The following is a 16,023-nucleotide window of genomic DNA, read 5'->3' on the forward strand; positions in this document are numbered from 1 at the left end:
ATACGTGGTTTTTATTTTCCGAAGCCTTGGAAATGTTCATCAATAGCTTCTTGGAACTTCTCTGAAGCGACAGCTTCTTTAATCGCTATGGCAAAATCCTTCTCACGATCTTCTTCTTTGACCGCAACAATATATTGCAATTCTTCACCAAGCTGTTCATGCGCAAGGGCATCTTCCAATTCCATTTCATTGACCATGACATAGTTGTCTGGAATGATCGCCAAATCACCACTTGCCATAGATGGAATTAGCTGAGCAATCAAGACGGGCTGGATATTCAAGTTTTTTGGATTACTCTCAATGTGTTTTTCTGTAACCGCATAAGTCGAAATATCTGGATCTAATGAAATCAACCCCTGCTGTTCAAGAAAGCGTAGTGCTCTAGCTGTGCCTAGTTCATCATTCGGAATGGTAATCCATGAACCATTAGGTATATCATCCATCGATGTCAACGAGTTGGAGTACAAGCCAAGACCAACGCTTGGAACTTCCGTCAAAGCAACTATAGGCAAATCATATTCTTCGTTAAACTGATTGAGATTAATTTGTTGTTGGTTCATGTTGGCATCGATTTCGCCATCAGCCAACTCTTGATTCGGCTCGATTAAATCTACGTATGATTCGACTTCTACATTGTAACCTTGTTCTTCAAGTGCTGGTTTTAGTGCCTGATCGATGACTTTTGCATAAATTCCTGCCGTCGTACCAATTTTTATCGTTTCATTGCTACTTGTTGGACTACACGCTGTTAATAGCAATCCAACGATCGTCATCAGACCGAGTACTTTCATTTTCATCTTCAAATCGTTCCTTTCAAAAAACTGCTATCTTCATCATATTCGCTGTAATTTTCACTGTCAAACCAAATCTTGAAATTAAAAAGATGTGCAACATTGTACACATCTTTTTGCTCGCTATGTAATTTTACCAGACTGCCGGTTTTTGTACCATAAGCCAAAGCATCACCATAAGCAATCCAATATAGATCCAAGCAGTGCGTTGCAATTTATTGACTACGGCATCCCTGTCATTGCCTGACTCATGGAATTTCTTCAATACAGAGGAAAAACCGGTAGCCAGGAAGAATCCGGACAGCAACATGACGCCTATTGTGAGAACAACCCACGAAGTGTGCCATGGCCACGGACCAAATAAAATCAGTAGGATACCGGACACAACAAGCACATGGCCTGAATGCATAACGAGTCGGATAATGACTCGGATAAACGCCAGATAGATGTCTTCCGCTTCTGCTTTAGCAGTACGTAGCCGGCGTATTAATGGCAGCAGGAGGAATAAAGGTCCCACTGAAATTATAGCCGAGACTACGTGTGCAAAGACAATCGCTCCGTAATAATAGTTCATTTAGGAGATTATTTCTGAATTGGGCTATATTCATGCACCCAAACTTTCATTTTAGGAAGCCAAGGCATTTTGTCGTGGATCGACAACATCGCCTGTTTATACTCTTCAACTGTTGTATGACCTTCTGATTTGGCGTCTTCATCTGTTAGTTCTCCGAGTGTTTGTTCATATAATTTATCAATTTTATACTCTTTACCTTCTAACGTCATCGTTTCGCCTGGGTATGCATAGACACCATTACGTCTAGTAGCCCACTTTTCACCGTTAAGTACTTTTTGTACGTCCTCCGGAATGGTTACAAGTCTTTCAATGGAACATGTTTTTTCTGGATAATTTGTCATGCTAACACTCCTCTTGATTCGTTAATCTTTCACATATACTAGTGTAACCCTTTTCATCAATGAATTACAGCTTTTACTTCCCAATAAAATACCCTCGCCACCGGAGTGACGAGGGATGGTACTTATTTCACTTCTACTGTATGTTCTTCGTGCTCGTGAATATCTTCATTTTCGATATGGATAATCACTTGATAACTGCCTGCTTTAGGGAATTGATAATTTGCTGTATATTCACCAGGCTTAGATTCATCCGTATCTACCCATGTAGTTTCTTTGTCTGCAGAGATGATTTCATAACGGACCTGTGCCTTAATTGCTTCGCCGTCAAGCTGCGCATGCGTCATCAACTCTGTATCTGTCGTTGCTTTTGCTTCCTCAGGTTGCACGAAGTGAATAGAAAGTCCTTCTACTCCATCACCATGTTCATGATGTTGACCTTCTTGTGCGCTTTCGTGTTCATCCGGTTGTTGAGTAGCTTCTCCGATCTGAATTTGCTTTTCAGGCATGACGTGCATGCCCCGTGCAGTAACGTGAACTTGCACGTGATACAACCCGTCAGTCTCAAATGTGTTTTCTGCTGAATAAATACCTTCCTTATCATTCGTTGTTTCTACGAGAATGCTATCTTCTTTCTTGCCTTCTTCCCAAATTTCATACTCTACTTCTGATGCATCATCTACATATTCTTCACCTTGCGTCACGAGCGTAGTGATCGTTACCGGTTCATCCACATTTCCTTGTTCAGGTACTGTAAGTTCAACTTCAATTGGTTCAGGTAAAACAGCTTCCGTCGGTACTTTCTCGTCTTGACCACACCCAGCGAGAATACCAATCATTGCCGTACTCATTACAAACATTCCGAAACGTTTCATCTTTTCATTCTCCTATCTATTCATTTTACTGTTATGATTATAAAATATGATTACGAAATTTCAATGAAGTTTCGACAACTTATTGAAACTTCATGTAGATTTCACATCTTTTCCGGAAAATTGGCGTATAGAGATTTTACGAAATGAGGCGTATTGAATTGGGTTACCAATTATTAGTCATTGATGATGAACCGCAAATGCGTGATTTAATTCGAGTGATTCTGGAAGATGTGGGATATAGCGTATTAGAAGCCAGCGACGGTTTGCAAGCTTTGTCAGTAATTAAGCAACATACTATAGATTTATGCATAGTCGATGTGATGATGCCCTATATGGATGGCTTCACATTTGCAGAGGAGATGAAACGTACTTCCTCGATCCCCTTGATTTTCCTATCTGCACGAGGCGAGGAATGGGATAAAGTCCAAGGGTTGAAGCTTGGTGGAGACGACTATATCGTCAAGCCCTTCTTACCAGGAGAACTTGTGGCGCGTATCGAAGCCGTCTTGCGCAGAACCTACCGTCATAATCCTGTTCTACTCGTATTACAAGCAGGTCCCCTTACCATTAATGAAGACTCGTATACCGCACAGCTTAACGGAAAACCTTTAAGTTTAACTTTGAAGGAGTTTGGCTTGCTATTGTTGCTAGTCAAACATAAAGGACGTGCATATTCCCGTGAACAATTACTTGAATTGGTCTGGGGCGACGATCACCAGAGCAGTGAGCGCACAATTGATACGCATATCAAAACGCTTCGATTAAAACTAGGAGACGCAGGTAAAATGATTGAGACGGTATGGGGGATCGGCTACAAATTAGAGGACTCTGAATGAATAATTTGAATCTAAGCAAAAAGATGTTGATTGTGTTTTTAGGTAGCATCACCTGTACCATATTATTCTCATTTTTCTTTATTCACTACTTGTATACCGATTTATATAAAGAACAGATTAAAGAGTCCATCATGTATCAGGGAAATCGAACAGCTTCTCACTATCATTACGGCGAGCTAAGTGATTCGATCATCGAAAAGATTCAATGGTATAACATCGTCTCGGAGTATGAAATCATCGTCGTGGATCGTCTGGATGATCTAACTTCCTATTTCCCTTATCAGATTGATTATCAATCACTCATTAATGAAAGTGACGAGAAGATACTAGAAACGGGTCAGCCTGTTATGAAAGAAGGCTATGTGGATGAATTAAAACGGGAAATCTTTGGTGGGATTTTCCCGATTAAAGGCGAAAATGGACTAATCGGTTTTATTTATATTTATGTTCCGCTAGCTGCGATTCAAGATGTTTTCCATGACAGTCTTCCAATCATGTTACTTGTAGGCAGTATTTTCTTTATGGTTCTTTTTTTAATTTTGCAACGTGTATGGCGTTCGTTATTCGAGCCGTTACAAACATTGCAGACCTATTCGGCAGAAGTGTCTAAAGGCGATTATTCGAACCGACTCAATACAGGACGGAAAGACGAAATTGGTAAACTGGCCACTGCATTCGACACAATGAGCCGTTCTCTTGAAGAACAAGATCAGCGCAAGAAAGATTTTACTTCAAATATTGTACATGAGCTCAGGACACCTTTGACGTATATTAGCGGCTACGCACAACTTTCACGCGATAAAATTGATTCGTCTCCTGATGATGTAAAACACTACTTATCGACCATCGAGAAAGAAACAGAACGCCTGAAGAAACTCATACATGATCTAGTCGAGTTGAATCATTTAGAGCAAGATATATATACACTCGAAAAGGAACCGATTGCAATTGCACAATTACTATTGGATACATTGGAATTATTTGCGATACGATTACAGGATAAAAATATTCAATTGCACACATCGATTGATGAAGAATTGATTTTGGAAGGTGATCCTAAACGATTGCAACAAGTCTTTTATAATACGATCGATAATGCCGTAAAATATGCAGAGCAATTCATTTCTGTTCATCTCACCGCCAGTAAACAAGGTGTACAATACCGCATTGCAAATGACGGTGTGACCATCGGAGACGAGGATGTAGAGCGGATCGGAGAACGCTTCTTCCGTACCGATAAAGCACGAACTCGCACAACTGGCGGTACTGGACTTGGTCTATCGATTGTCAAAGAAATCGTCCGGTTACATGTAGGTACATTCACGATTTCCAATGAAACAACAGAAACTATTGTGGTAATTGAATTACCGGGGCAAATGCAAAGGAGTGAAAGCAGTTGAAACGTCTGATTCCTTTTCTGTTGCTGCTCGTAGTGTTCGTCAGTGGTTGTAGTCAACCTCTTGAACGTGGGAAACAAATCCGTGAATTCACCTTCACGGATCAGCATAATCAACCATTTAGTTCCAAGGAGCTTTCTGGTTCGCCATGGATTGCAGACTTCATTTTCACGAATTGTACAACAGTTTGTCCGTCATTGACGAGTGAAATGGCGGATCTCCAAGCCGAATTGAAAGATCAGGACATCGACATGAACTTCGTCTCTTTCTCTGTAGATCCTGATACCGATACACCTGCAGTATTGAAAGACTATATCGTAAACTTTACTGATGATGAATCGAACTGGCATTTTCTGACGGGCTACACACAACTAGAATTCGAAGCTTTTGCGCGGGAAGAGTTCCAGACATTTGTGTTGAAACATGAATCTTCTACACAAGTTGTCCATGGCACAAATTTTTATTTAATGGATTCCGAAGGTTATATTCTCAAGGAATATAATTTCTCGAATGAATCCTATAAAGAAGAATTATTGGCCGATCTAAAACGCATGAAATAACAGTCGGGTTGCGTGACGAATTTCGTCGATTCCGCTATACTTAGTAAGGAAAGCAGGTGTACGTGTTGGATTCTCGTTATTGGAAGGTCGGTTTTTTTACGGGATTGATTTCATTTGTTCTACTCATTTTAGGCGTGCGGACAGTCCTTGGACATGACTTGGTCGTCAATAACTATTTGACGTTTGCAGTGTTCGGTCTGATGGTCGGCATTGTCAGTTCCCTTTTATTGTTCTATGAACTATCGATTGCATTTAAAATGTTCATGGTCGTACTTGTTCTAGCATTTGCTGAAATGTTTCGCAGCTTCCTGATGATGGATAATGAATTTTCGGAAGCCATTGGCATTTTATCTTTGTTCATTATTTCATCATTCGGACTAGCCATTTCCGTTATCGTTCAATTTATCGTGAAATTAGCTCGTAAAAATTAAAAACCGGTTGGAGAATTATTCTCCGACCGGTTGTTTTTTTGTTTTTTTGATTTGTTTACTTCGTAGTTGACCGCATGCTGCATCGATATCGGTACCATTTTCAAGACGCACACCACCGTTGATGCCTTTGCGTCTAAGTGCTTCGTAGAACGATTTAATCGCTTCCGGTTCACTGCGCTGATACTGGCCATGTTCATCTACTGGATTGTACGGGATCAGATTGACATATGACAAGTGACGCTTATCCGCGAGCAATCGACCCAACTCTTCCGCTTCTTTTACATGGTCATTGACGTCACGCAATAAAATATACTCGAATGTAATCCGACGATTCGTCTTTTCTAAATAGTAGTTTATTGAATCCATCAACTTTTCGATCGGAAATGCTTTGTTGATCTTCATGATGGATGAACGCAACTCATTATTCGGCGCGTGTAATGAAACCGCCAAGTTCACTTGAAGTTTTTCATCTGCGAAGTCTTTAATCTTTTCCGTCAAACCACTTGTTGAAACCGTAATATGACGCGCACCGATCGACAGACCTTTTTGATCATTTACGACATGAAGGAAATTCATCAGATTCGTATAGTTATCGAACGGTTCCCCTATGCCCATGACTACGATATGACTGACACGCTCATCTTCGCCCTTACCATCAAGATGCTCTTGCACTTTCATAATTTGACCCACGATTTCTCCTGCATCGAGATCGCGGTTTTTGCGCAAAAGTCCACTTGCACAGAAACTACAACCGATATTACATCCTACTTGAGTTGTTACGCAAACAGAATGGCCATATGGGAATTTCATCAAAACCGTTTCGATTAAGTTTCCATCATGCATTTTAAACAGGAATTTCACTGTGCCGTCCTGTGAAACTTGCTTGACGTTTTGTTCAAGTGTTTGGATCGCGAAGTTTTCATTCAATACATCAATTGTCTCTTGATTTATGTTTTGCATTTCATCAAATGATAAGACGCGTTTTTTATAAAGCCAGTCCCAAACTTGTGCTGCACGGTACTTTTTTTGTCCGTTTTCTATGAGAAAGTCTGTCAATTGTTCAATTGTCAAACCATATATCGATTTTTTCATGTGATTTCTAGCCTCATTTCAAAAATTACAATCTTTTTATTATACTACAAGAATCCGGTTAAAGGAACAACTGATTCGTTTTATAGTGGTTTTTGCTGAACGTTTTTGTCAGTTCTAAGTTTCAGGAAAAATGCCAATAGATTCAATGCCGCAAGCACAACGAAGAATATTCCCATCCCGGTATGTCCTGTAGCGATTCGGTCATATGCAAAATACGCCATCACTAGACCAATGACGAGATCAATGATTTTCGAATTAAACAAGTTACTACCTCCTTACTGTCCTACCTGTAGTATATCAGAAAAAAGCACCTGCAGACGAATTTCCATTCGAGACAGGTGCTGGATAAGTTATCTATTCTTACACATTTGTTGCAGTAAGATTATGCTCTTTGATGAAATCTGTAAGAACTGACTTAAGATTTGGAGTTCCGATTTCATCCAAGTCATAATAGACTCGTGTACATGGCTTGTTGATATTGATGACACGTGAAAGATCCATAGGTGTACCGATAATGACTGCATCTACATCAGCCGCATTGATCGTCGCTTCCAAATCTTTCAACTGCTCTTCGCCGTACCCCATTGCCGGTAAGATATTTTCGATGTGCTGATACTTATCGAAAGTTGTGATCAAGCTTCCTACCGCATATGGACGTGGGTCGACAATCTCAGCTGCACCTAGACGCTGTGCTGCAATTACACCAGCACCCAGTTTCATTTCACCGTGAGTCAATGTCGGTCCATCTTCAACAATTAGCACGCGCTTGCCTTTAATAATTTCGGGGTTATCTACAGAGATTTTGGATTCAGCTTTAATAATTGTGCTATTTGGTGCCGCAAATTTAATATTGTTTTCGACCGTCTGAATTGCTTCTTCAGATGCACTGTCGATTTTATTGATAATTGATACATCTGTTGTACGCAAGCATACTTCACCTGGATAGTATTTCAACTCATGGCCAGGACGGTGTGGATCAAGAACTGTAATTGCCAAGTCCGGCTCGTAGAATGAAAAGTCGTTGTTCCCGCCATCCCAAAGGATTACGTCACAGCCGTCTGGATCATTTTCAGCAGCGTCTAGAATATCTTGGTAATCTACACCTGCATAGATGATATTTCCACGGTCAACGTGTGGCTCATATTCTTCCATTTCTTCAATCGTACATTTATGTTTTTTGAAATCTTCTACTGTTGCATAACGTTGTACACGTTGTTCAGCCAAGTCGCCATAAGGCATTGGATGACGGATCGCCACTACTTTCAAATCATGCTCGAGTAATGTTTCGATGATTTTACGTGATGTTTGGCTCTTCCCTGTTCCTGTTCTAACTGCACAAACAGAAATAACTGGTTTATTACTTTTGATCATTGTTGCTTTTGATCCAAGTAGTGTAAAGTTAGCGCCTGCCGAGTTTACAATCGCACCAATCCCCATAACTTTTTCGTAACTAAGGTCACTATAAGAGAATACACATTCATCTACTTCTAGTTCTTTGATCAACTCAGGTAGTTGATCTTGTGAATAAATAGGAATTCCTTCAGGATACAATTCACCGGCTAATTCAGTTGGATATTTACGTCCATCGATATCCGGGATTTGCGTAGCTGTAAATGCTACGACATTGTATTCCTCTTTACCACGGTAGTATGTATTGAAATTATGGAAGTCTCTTCCTGCTGCACCAATAATAATTATATTTTTTGTTTTCATAAATTCATCTCTCCAATCAAGCTTCTTTCTATTATTATAAGGCATCATGTATAAAAATACAATAGAAAAAGTTTAAAATACATGATTTTGTATACATATACATTGATTGTATGTCCTGAGCTTTGTCACAAAAGCTAATTTAACAAGGCTTTATGCTACTTCGTATACATTAATGCAGAGAAAAAGCCATTCAGTATCGAATGGCTTTTGAACGATTTATTCATTTAGTAAGTTGTTTAAGCACTTCAAACAGCGTATTCATCTGTTCGTCTGTACCGATAGAAATACGTAAATATTCACGAATGTCTGCTTGATCAAAGTGACGGACTAAAATTCCACGGTTTTTTAATTGTTGATATAACACTTTTGCGTCCTTATGCAGAGGTTTTACAAAGACGAAGTTTGCATCCGAAGGAAGAACTTCAAATCCTAATTCTTCTAAAGTATGGACTGTAGATTCACGTGTGCGAATAACTTTATTTGTACTTTCCGAGAAGTAAGCATGATCTACAAATGCAGCAGTAGCCCCCGCCATAGCTAAACGATCAATCGTGTACGAGTTGAATGAATCTTTGATGCGCGTCAATCCTGCAATCAATTCAGGCTGTCCAAGTGCGAATCCGACACGCAATCCAGCGAGTGCACGAGATTTAGACGTGGTTTGAATTACAAGTAAATTTGGATAGCGATCAATCAGTTTCATCGCAGACGGACCTGCAAAATCAATATACGCTTCATCAATAATGACTACTTGATCCTGATTGTTTCGCAAAATGTCTTCGATTACATCCAACTCAGCATAAATACTTGTTGGTGCATTTGGGTTTGGTAGAATGACGCCGCCTGGTGAATTATAGAACTGCTTTTTGGGTAATGTGAAATCAGCATTTAATGGTACTTTTTCGAATGAGATATTAAATAGCTTGGAATAGACCGGATAAAAGCTATAGCTAATTTCAGGAAACTTAATAGTTTTTCCTGGCTCGAAAAATGCCATGAATGAAAATGCCAGTACTTCGTCAGAGCCATTACCAACAAAAACATGATCTTTTGTCAGTCCGTACGTCTCCGCTATCGCGTGACGCAATGGATCTACTGTTGGGGAAGGGTATCGTTGTAACGTGTTCCCATTCAATTCTGCTTGAATGGCCTCTAATACTTTAGGGCTTGGTGGATATGGATTTTCATTCGTATTTAATTTAATGACATCTGGCTGATTCAACTGCTCACCCGGAACATAAGGTTCTGTACGGCGCGCAACAGTGCTCAGAAATCTACTCATTGCGTGGCACTTCCTTTTTCGGTCGTCTTTCACGTAGCACTTGCTGAACATCCGTTAGATCGACGTCAAGAATATTCATTAATACAAGTGTATGGTAGACTAGGTCTGCAATTTCATTGGACACTTCTTCTTTATCAGCATTTTTTGCGCCAATTACGACTTCTGTAGATTCCTCTCCGACTTTTTTCAATACTTTGTCGATACCTTCGTTGAATAAATACGTCGTATATGAGCCATCTATCGGATTAGCTTTGCGATCTGCGATTTCGTCAATTACTTCATAGACGACTTCACGTAATGATTCTTCTTTTTCCATTACCGTTGTGAAGAAGCAAGTTTTCTCGCCTGTGTGACATGCCGGACCTTTTGGTGTAACTTGGACTAGCAATGTATCTTGATCGCAGTCTACAGATATACGTTGCACTTGCTGTGTATTTCCGGATGTTGCACCTTTATTCCAAAGTTCCTGTCTTGAGCGGCTATAAAACCAAATTTCATTTGTTTCTAGCGTCTTTTCAATTGATTCTTTGTTCATATAAGCAAGCATTAGGACTTCGCCTGTGCGATCGTCTTGTACAACCGCAGGGATTAGACCTTTGTCGTCGAATTGTAATGCATTGATGTCTAGTGTCATTTTATTCATTCCTAACTGCAATATTTTCTTCTGCTAAGTAATTTTTCAAGTCTCGAATATTGATTTCATTGAAGTGGAATACGGAAGCGGCCAGAGCTGCATCTGCTTTTCCTTCTGTCAGTACCTCTTTAAAGTGTTCAGGTTTTCCTGCGCCACCACTTGCGATAATTGGAATATTGACAGCTTCAGCCATAGCGCGGTTGAGTGCAAGATTATAACCGTCTTTGACGCCATCTTCGTCCACACTATTGACGACCAGCTCACCAGCGCCAAGTGCTTCCATTTTCTTCGCCCATTCAATTGCATCGATTCCTGTTTCTTCCATACCACCTTTTGCATAAACTGACCACTTGTTTTCGCCTTCTTGACGAACATCCATTGATAACATTACACGCTCTGATCCGTATTTATCTGCTACTTCTTTAATTAGTTCCGGATTTGTCAAAGCTGCACTATTGATGGAGACTTTGTTACCACCCAGATCAAATACTTTGTCCACATCTTCAAGCGTACGAATCCCTCCGCCTACGATGAATGGGACCGGTACTTCTTTTGCAATTTCCTCAATTAAATCGAGGAACATACCACGGTTTTTCGTCGATGCAGAGATGTCATAGAAGACGAGTTCATCTGCGCCATCGGCTACATATTTTTTTGCTAATGTAAGGGGATCTGCCACTTCCTGTACGTCTAGAAATTTCTTTCCTTTTACAACTTTACGATTATCTACGTCTAAACACGGAATGATCTTTTTAGTTGTTGACATGACTGTCGTCCCCCAATAGTTTTTTTAAGGATAGATTGCCTTCATATAATGCTTTCCCGATAATAGCGCCGTACATATCTTCAGCAGCTAGTTTCTTAATGTCCTCTTCTGTCGATACACCACCTGATGCGATGATATCGATCGAAGATGCATCATCCATTATTTTCAGTTCTTCAAAGTTTGGTCCCTGGAGCATGCCGTCTTTCATGATGTCTGTATAGACAACTGTTTTGACGCCAATTTTCGCTAAGTCCTGCAATAAATCAACTGCTTTGACGTCACTTGTTTCTGTCCAACCGTCAGTTGCAACTAAGCCGTTACGCGCGTCAATTGAAACGGCAATTTTGTCACCGTATTTTTCAACGGCCTTTTTCAAGAACTCAGGGTCTTGGATCGCTGCAGTGCCGATAATGACACGTGCAACGCCGTTTTCGATATGCGAGTCGACTATTTCCATGTTTCGGATTCCGCCGCCTACTTGAACGGGTACGCTAACTGATTTCGCGATGGCTTCGATGGCTTGTTTGTTGGCGGAGTTTCCTGTTTTGGCGCCGTCTAAGTCTACGACGTGGATGTACTCGGCTCCTTGATTTTGCCATTCTTGTGCCATGTCGGTTGGTGAGTCATTGTAGATTATTTCTTGTGCGTAGTCACCTTGGATGAGGCGAACGCATTTGCCGTCTCTAATGTCGATTGCTGGGAATAAAATCATCAACTAGTCCTCCTAATAAATGAAATAATCATTAAAAATCCATTGGTACCGTTGATCTGCGTTCCAGGCGGACGCGTTCGGGAGGGCCCGCGGTGAGCCAACCAGGTCGCTAGTGCAAAGATATGCTCCTAACGCTTCGCTTTTACTCGCAAAAGCCGTTCTTCGTGACGGCTCTCGCTCCCTTTGGTTGTCTCACCTGTCGGGCTGATCCTCCCCGAGTCGCCGCCTTGCACTCCGATCAACTAGTAAATTGTTATCACAGTTAATCCACAGTAAATATCAAACTGTGAAAGTCTATTACAAAGACCCTTTAGTAGAAGGAATGCCTTTTATTTCTGGGTTGATGGTGCTGGCGACGCGTAGGGCGCGGCCGAAGCTTTTGAATACGGATTCTATAATGTGATGTGTGTTTTTTCCATAGTTCAAGTTGATGTGTAATGTGATTTTGGCGTTGTTGGTGAACGCTAGGAAAAATTCTTCGACTAGTTCTGTGTCGAATTCTCCTACTTTGTCTTTCATTCCATCTACGTTAAAGACGAGGAATGAGCGGCCGCTAATATCAATGGATGCAGTGGATAGTGCTTCGTCCATTGGTGTGGAAACTAAGGCAAAGCGTTCTATTCCTTCTTTTGTCCCGATACATCGGTTGAATAGTTGTCCAAGTACAATACCGATGTCTTCGACGGAATGGTGTTGGTCCACTTCAATATCACCATCACATGTTACAGATAGATCAAAACGTCCGTGTTTTGCGAATGCCGTCAGCATATGGTCAAAGAAACCAACGCCTGTGTGGATATTCGTCTCTCCCGTGCCATCTAACGAAAAATCCATTTCAATAGATGTTTCACCTGTCTTACGTGTTAGTTGTTGTTTACGCATTAGTATCCTGCCTTTCGTACTTTTATCGAGTTGGCATGGCCTGTTAATTGTTCGGCATCTGCTAGAGTAATGACGTCATCTGCCACTTCTGCCAAAGCGTTCTCGGAATAATAGATAATACTCGACTTTTTCATGAAATCATAAACACCTAATGGAGAAGAGAACGCTGCTGTTCCACTCGTCGGTAATGTGTGATTTGGTCCAGCCATATAGTCACCCAATGCTTCAGGTGAATGTTGACCTAGGAAGATCGCTCCTGCGTTTCGTATCGCTGCCAAGTGCTCCATAGGCTGATCAATCATGAGCTCCAAATGTTCTGGTGCTAAACGGTTCACTATATCAAATGCTTCTTTCAATGAATCAACTATAATGATACGGCCAAATTGCTCTATAGACTGTGTTGCGATTTCTTTACGATCGAGTTCAGCTAGCTGACGTTCTACTTCTTTGGAAAGCTCAGCCGCAAATGCTTCACTTGTTGTGATGCACACTGCAGCCGCGCGCTCATCGTGCTCTGCTTGGGACAACAAATCTGCTGCTGCATAAATAGGATGCGTATGAGCATCGGCTACGACACAAATTTCACTTGGTCCAGCAATCATATCGATCGCTACATCACCGAACACCCACTTTTTCGCTCTTGCAACGTATGCATTACCAGGGCCCGTGATTTTGACAACTTTTTCAATAGTCTCTGTACCATACGCTAGAGCAGCTATCGCTTGTGCTCCACCTACTTTATAAATTCGATCTACACCTGCTTCTTTTGCTGCAACTAAAACATAGGGATTAATCTTGCCGTCACGTTGAGGTGGAGTTACCATGGAAATTCGTCCAACTCCTGCAATTTTTGCTGGCAATGCATTCATTAAGACCGTCGACGGATAGGCTGCTTTTCCGCCCGGTACATACAGTCCAACACTGTCGATTGGCGTTACTTTCTGACCGAGCATGATCCCTTCATTCGGATTCAAGAACCACGATTGCTCTTTTTGCGCCTCGTGATAAGTCGTGATACGCTCTTTTGCTGAGCGCAATGCACGGTAGAAATCATCTGTAACTGCTTGTTCCGCTTCATTAATTTCTTCTTCTGTGACAATCAAGCTATCTAGCTTCACGCCGTCAAAACGTTCAGTGAAATCTAGAACTGCTTGATCGCCCTCGGAACGAACTTGGTCAATGATCGATAAGACATTGCGATCAAATTCCAAATCTGTTTGATTGGAATCATTGCGTCTTAGTAGCTCTTCTGTGAATTCAGCTCCACGTATGATCTTCATGAACGCACCTCCAAGCCTTCCTTCATATCTTTGATGAACTGCTGGATATCTTCAGTTTTCGTAGCATAACTCGCTTTGTTGACTATTAAACGGGCACTGACATCTGCCATCTCCTGCAAGACGACGAGGCCATTTTCTTTTAATGTTGTACCCGTTTCGACGATATCGACAATAACATCTGACATGCCGATCAATGGCGCGAGTTCAATCGATCCATTCAATTTGATCATTTCTGTCCGGATACCTTTTTTATCGAAAAACTCTTTCGCGACTAATGGATATTTTGAAGCTACTGTCAGGAACGGTACGTTTTCAACTGGTGTATCAGGATATCCTGCCACCGCCAGTTTACAACGCCCAATTCCTAAGTCCAGTAATTCATAAACATCACGAGGATCTTCCATCATGACATCTTTCCCCACAATTCCTACATCTGCCGCGCCTTTTTCAACGTATACTGGAACGTCTACTGCTTTAACAAAAATTAATTTGATCTTTTGCTTGTCATCATAGATGACGAGCTTTCGGCTTTCATCCGTGAATTCTGAAAAATGCACATCTGATTTCTCGAGGAACTTCATCGCACGTTCCGCCGTACGTCCCTTTGCCATTGCTACTGTTAGATAATCCATTCAGGTACCCCTTTCTTGCTTGCGATCAAATCAAGCAATTGTTTGAAGTCGATGAACTCTTTTACTTCTTCTTGATCTACTAGTTTGTTTTGCTGTTCTGTTAATTGAATCGTGTAGAGACTGTCTGTCTGATGTTCCGCATCTTTCATAGGTTTAGAAATGACACGATAGTCACGCTCTCTCAACTCATTCGTAATATCGATTGCGTATTTGATGCGGCTCTCTTCATATATTACAGTCACATCGATGCTGTATCGTTCCTTCTTTTCTCTACTAGATGAAGCTTTGACTAATGATTCGATTTCACATGCAAAACCAATCGCCGGTAATTTCATTCCAAACTCTTCGCTTAATGCGTCATACCGGCCGCCCATTAATACGGGCTTGCCGAAATTCTCAACATAGCCTTGGAAAATGATTCCCGAGTAATAGCCCATGTGGTTAATCAAGCCGAGATCTATGACGATATGTTTCTTCAAGCCATATAGTTCGACGATATCGCATGTTCGCTGTAAATATTTGATCGCATCCTGTGCCGATTCACTAACCTGTAAGTTTTGTAGTCTTTCAAACACTACTTCAGGTGCACCGTATAATAGAGGTAATTGCTCGAGTACTTCTTTAATAGAAGGGTCTATAGACAATCGCTGTAAGAACGGACCTATTTCCACGACGTTTTTTGCTTGAATCAACGTCTTGAGTTCCTCAGTTTGTTCTGCAGTGATATCAGAGTCCGCAATTAATTCATTAAAGAAACCAGCATAACCAATTTCGATTTTCACATCTGTGAAACCAACGTCTCGTAATGCGTGACATGCAAGCATAATTGTTTCAGCATCTGATGCGGGTGAACTTTTGCAATAGAACTCGACTCCTGCCTGTGTTTTACCGATACGTTCATTTTCCTGGAACGTCTGCCTAAAGACTTCTTGCACATAATAATAACGCATTTCTTCGGGCAAATTATCATTCAACTGAACGAGTTGCTGTGTCAATGGTATCGTTACATCCGGGCGTAATACGAGTACTTCGCCGGTATAGTCAATCACTTTGATCATTTCGTTTTGATTGATTGAAGTACGGACATTAGAATACAGATCATATTGTTCAAATGCGGATGTTTTAATTCGCTTATAGCCATATGTAGTGAATCGTTTTCCTAATGTGCCGATGATTTTTTCATGCTTTTCATGTTCATTTCCAAGAATTTCAGAATACAAGATATCTT

Annotated in this window: 19 protein-coding genes; 4 read left to right on the plus strand and 15 right to left on the minus strand. The window is 41.0% G+C overall.

All coding sequences use genetic code 11. From position 1 onward, the window contains the following. Positions 1 to 11 precede the first annotated feature (11 nt). The 4 genes from CSV74_RS10695 to CSV74_RS10710 all read right to left on the minus strand — a co-directional run bounded on the left by CSV74_RS10695 (position 12) and on the right by CSV74_RS10710 (position 2,578). Positions 12 to 797, minus strand: coding sequence for a MetQ/NlpA family ABC transporter substrate-binding protein (locus CSV74_RS10695; RefSeq protein ID WP_099691639.1), 786 nt, complete (start codon positions 795 to 797; stop codon positions 12 to 14). A gap of 127 nt (positions 798 to 924) precedes the next feature. Next, on the minus strand, positions 925 to 1,365 hold the full coding sequence (locus tag CSV74_RS10700) for a hypothetical protein (RefSeq protein WP_029052765.1): 441 nt from the start codon (positions 1,363 to 1,365) through the stop codon (positions 925 to 927). 8 nt (positions 1,366 to 1,373) lie between these two features. Further along, the gene (locus CSV74_RS10705; RefSeq protein ID WP_029052764.1) at positions 1,374 to 1,706 is read right to left on the minus strand and encodes an ASCH domain-containing protein; all 333 of its coding nucleotides are present in this window, start codon (positions 1,704 to 1,706) and stop codon (positions 1,374 to 1,376) included. A gap of 122 nt (positions 1,707 to 1,828) precedes the next feature. Beyond that, a complete protein-coding gene (locus tag CSV74_RS10710; RefSeq protein WP_029052763.1) occupies positions 1,829 to 2,578 on the minus strand; it encodes a FixH family protein in 750 nt (249 codons plus the stop codon). Between the two features lie 143 nt (positions 2,579 to 2,721). On the opposite strand from CSV74_RS10710, the gene CSV74_RS10715 reads away from it, so the two are divergent. From CSV74_RS10715 to CSV74_RS10730, 4 genes are all read left to right on the plus strand, one after another. After that, a complete protein-coding gene (locus CSV74_RS10715; protein ID WP_099691640.1) occupies positions 2,722 to 3,414 on the plus strand; it encodes a response regulator transcription factor in 693 nt (230 codons plus the stop codon). After that, complete coding sequence (locus CSV74_RS10720) at positions 3,411 to 4,814, plus strand: sensor histidine kinase (protein WP_099691641.1); 1,404 nt, start codon at positions 3,411 to 3,413, stop codon at positions 4,812 to 4,814. The genes CSV74_RS10715 and CSV74_RS10720 overlap by 4 nt, the downstream gene beginning before the upstream one ends. Beyond that, entirely contained in the window at positions 4,811 to 5,371 is a 561-nt protein-coding gene (locus CSV74_RS10725) for an SCO family protein (RefSeq protein ID WP_099691642.1), read from the plus strand. Before CSV74_RS10720 ends, CSV74_RS10725 begins: the two co-directional genes overlap by 4 nt. Before the next feature lie 65 nt (positions 5,372 to 5,436). Next, positions 5,437 to 5,802: a hypothetical protein gene (locus CSV74_RS10730; protein WP_037561493.1), complete on the plus strand. Its 366-nt coding sequence runs from the start codon at positions 5,437 to 5,439 to the stop codon at positions 5,800 to 5,802. Positions 5,803 to 5,817: 15 nt separating this feature from the next. Here the strand turns inward: CSV74_RS10730 and rlmN are convergent, their stop codons facing one another. The 11 genes from rlmN to hisZ form a co-directional block, all read right to left on the minus strand. Continuing rightward, a complete protein-coding gene (rlmN, locus tag CSV74_RS10735) occupies positions 5,818 to 6,894 on the minus strand; it encodes a dual-specificity RNA methyltransferase RlmN (RefSeq protein WP_029052758.1) in 1,077 nt (358 codons plus the stop codon). 80 nt (positions 6,895 to 6,974) lie between these two features. Continuing rightward, on the minus strand, positions 6,975 to 7,157 hold the full coding sequence (locus CSV74_RS10740; protein ID WP_029052757.1) for a hypothetical protein: 183 nt from the start codon (positions 7,155 to 7,157) through the stop codon (positions 6,975 to 6,977). A gap of 97 nt (positions 7,158 to 7,254) precedes the next feature. Beyond that, positions 7,255 to 8,607: a cyclic 2,3-diphosphoglycerate synthase gene (locus CSV74_RS10745; protein ID WP_099691643.1), complete on the minus strand. Its 1,353-nt coding sequence runs from the start codon at positions 8,605 to 8,607 to the stop codon at positions 7,255 to 7,257. A gap of 220 nt (positions 8,608 to 8,827) precedes the next feature. After that, positions 8,828 to 9,889, minus strand: a complete 1,062-nt coding sequence (hisC, locus tag CSV74_RS10750; RefSeq protein WP_099691644.1) for a histidinol-phosphate transaminase — start codon at positions 9,887 to 9,889, stop codon at positions 8,828 to 8,830. Beyond that, on the minus strand, positions 9,882 to 10,532 hold the full coding sequence (hisIE, locus tag CSV74_RS10755; RefSeq protein ID WP_099691713.1) for a bifunctional phosphoribosyl-AMP cyclohydrolase/phosphoribosyl-ATP diphosphatase HisIE: 651 nt from the start codon (positions 10,530 to 10,532) through the stop codon (positions 9,882 to 9,884). The genes hisC and hisIE overlap by 8 nt, the downstream gene beginning before the upstream one ends. Beyond that, positions 10,525 to 11,289 carry an imidazole glycerol phosphate synthase subunit HisF gene (gene hisF, locus CSV74_RS10760; protein WP_099691645.1) on the minus strand — a complete coding sequence of 255 codons (765 nt, stop codon included), beginning with the start codon at positions 11,287 to 11,289 and terminating at the stop codon, positions 10,525 to 10,527. Before hisF ends, hisIE begins: the two co-directional genes overlap by 8 nt. Then, positions 11,276 to 12,001 (minus strand): 1-(5-phosphoribosyl)-5-[(5-phosphoribosylamino)methylideneamino]imidazole-4-carboxamide isomerase, encoded by a 726-nt coding sequence (gene hisA, locus CSV74_RS10765; protein ID WP_099691646.1) that lies wholly within the window; start codon positions 11,999 to 12,001, stop codon positions 11,276 to 11,278. The genes hisF and hisA overlap by 14 nt, the downstream gene beginning before the upstream one ends. A 297-nt stretch (positions 12,002 to 12,298) precedes the next feature. Then, positions 12,299 to 12,883 carry an imidazoleglycerol-phosphate dehydratase HisB gene (gene hisB, locus CSV74_RS10770; protein ID WP_099671755.1) on the minus strand — a complete coding sequence of 195 codons (585 nt, stop codon included), beginning with the start codon at positions 12,881 to 12,883 and terminating at the stop codon, positions 12,299 to 12,301. After that, complete coding sequence (gene hisD / locus CSV74_RS10775; RefSeq protein WP_099691647.1) at positions 12,883 to 14,163, minus strand: histidinol dehydrogenase; 1,281 nt, start codon at positions 14,161 to 14,163, stop codon at positions 12,883 to 12,885. The genes hisB and hisD overlap by 1 nt, the downstream gene beginning before the upstream one ends. Then, complete coding sequence (gene hisG / locus CSV74_RS10780; RefSeq protein ID WP_099691648.1) at positions 14,160 to 14,795, minus strand: ATP phosphoribosyltransferase; 636 nt, start codon at positions 14,793 to 14,795, stop codon at positions 14,160 to 14,162. The genes hisD and hisG overlap by 4 nt, the downstream gene beginning before the upstream one ends. Beyond that, complete coding sequence (gene hisZ / locus CSV74_RS10785; protein WP_158231787.1) at positions 14,783 to 16,015, minus strand: ATP phosphoribosyltransferase regulatory subunit; 1,233 nt, start codon at positions 16,013 to 16,015, stop codon at positions 14,783 to 14,785. The genes hisG and hisZ overlap by 13 nt, the downstream gene beginning before the upstream one ends. Positions 16,016 to 16,023 lie beyond the last annotated feature (8 nt).

The sequence above is a fragment of the Sporosarcina sp. P19 genome (assembly GCF_002743165.1).
GTDB lineage: Bacteria > Bacillota > Bacilli > Bacillales_A > Planococcaceae > Sporosarcina > Sporosarcina ureae.

Excerpts from the sequence above, each read along its gene's own strand:
- CSV74_RS10715 (WP_099691640.1), top strand. The coding sequence starts at position 2,722 with ATGAGGCGTATTGAATTGGGTTACCAATTATTAGTCATTGATGATGAA.
- CSV74_RS10710 (WP_029052763.1), bottom strand. The coding sequence starts at position 2,578 with ATGAAACGTTTCGGAATGTTTGTAATGAGTACGGCAATGATTGGTATT.
- CSV74_RS10720 (WP_099691641.1), top strand. The coding sequence starts at position 3,411 with ATGAATAATTTGAATCTAAGCAAAAAGATGTTGATTGTGTTTTTAGGT.
- hisG (WP_099691648.1), bottom strand. The coding sequence starts at position 14,795 with ATGGATTATCTAACAGTAGCAATGGCAAAGGGACGTACGGCGGAACGT.
- CSV74_RS10695 (WP_099691639.1), bottom strand. The coding sequence starts at position 797 with ATGAAAATGAAAGTACTCGGTCTGATGACGATCGTTGGATTGCTATTA.
- CSV74_RS10700 (WP_029052765.1), bottom strand. The coding sequence starts at position 1,365 with ATGAACTATTATTACGGAGCGATTGTCTTTGCACACGTAGTCTCGGCT.
- hisC (WP_099691644.1), bottom strand. The coding sequence starts at position 9,889 with ATGAGTAGATTTCTGAGCACTGTTGCGCGCCGTACAGAACCTTATGTT.
- hisF (WP_099691645.1), bottom strand. The coding sequence starts at position 11,289 with ATGTCAACAACTAAAAAGATCATTCCGTGTTTAGACGTAGATAATCGT.
- CSV74_RS10705 (WP_029052764.1), bottom strand. The coding sequence starts at position 1,706 with ATGACAAATTATCCAGAAAAAACATGTTCCATTGAAAGACTTGTAACC.
- hisD (WP_099691647.1), bottom strand. The coding sequence starts at position 14,163 with ATGAAGATCATACGTGGAGCTGAATTCACAGAAGAGCTACTAAGACGC.
- hisA (WP_099691646.1), bottom strand. The coding sequence starts at position 12,001 with ATGATTTTATTCCCAGCAATCGACATTAGAGACGGCAAATGCGTTCGC.
- CSV74_RS10745 (WP_099691643.1), bottom strand. The coding sequence starts at position 8,607 with ATGAAAACAAAAAATATAATTATTATTGGTGCAGCAGGAAGAGACTTC.
- hisB (WP_099671755.1), bottom strand. The coding sequence starts at position 12,883 with ATGCGTAAACAACAACTAACACGTAAGACAGGTGAAACATCTATTGAA.
- hisIE (WP_099691713.1), bottom strand. The coding sequence starts at position 10,532 with ATGAATAAAATGACACTAGACATCAATGCATTACAATTCGACGACAAA.
- rlmN (WP_029052758.1), bottom strand. The coding sequence starts at position 6,894 with ATGAAAAAATCGATATATGGTTTGACAATTGAACAATTGACAGACTTT.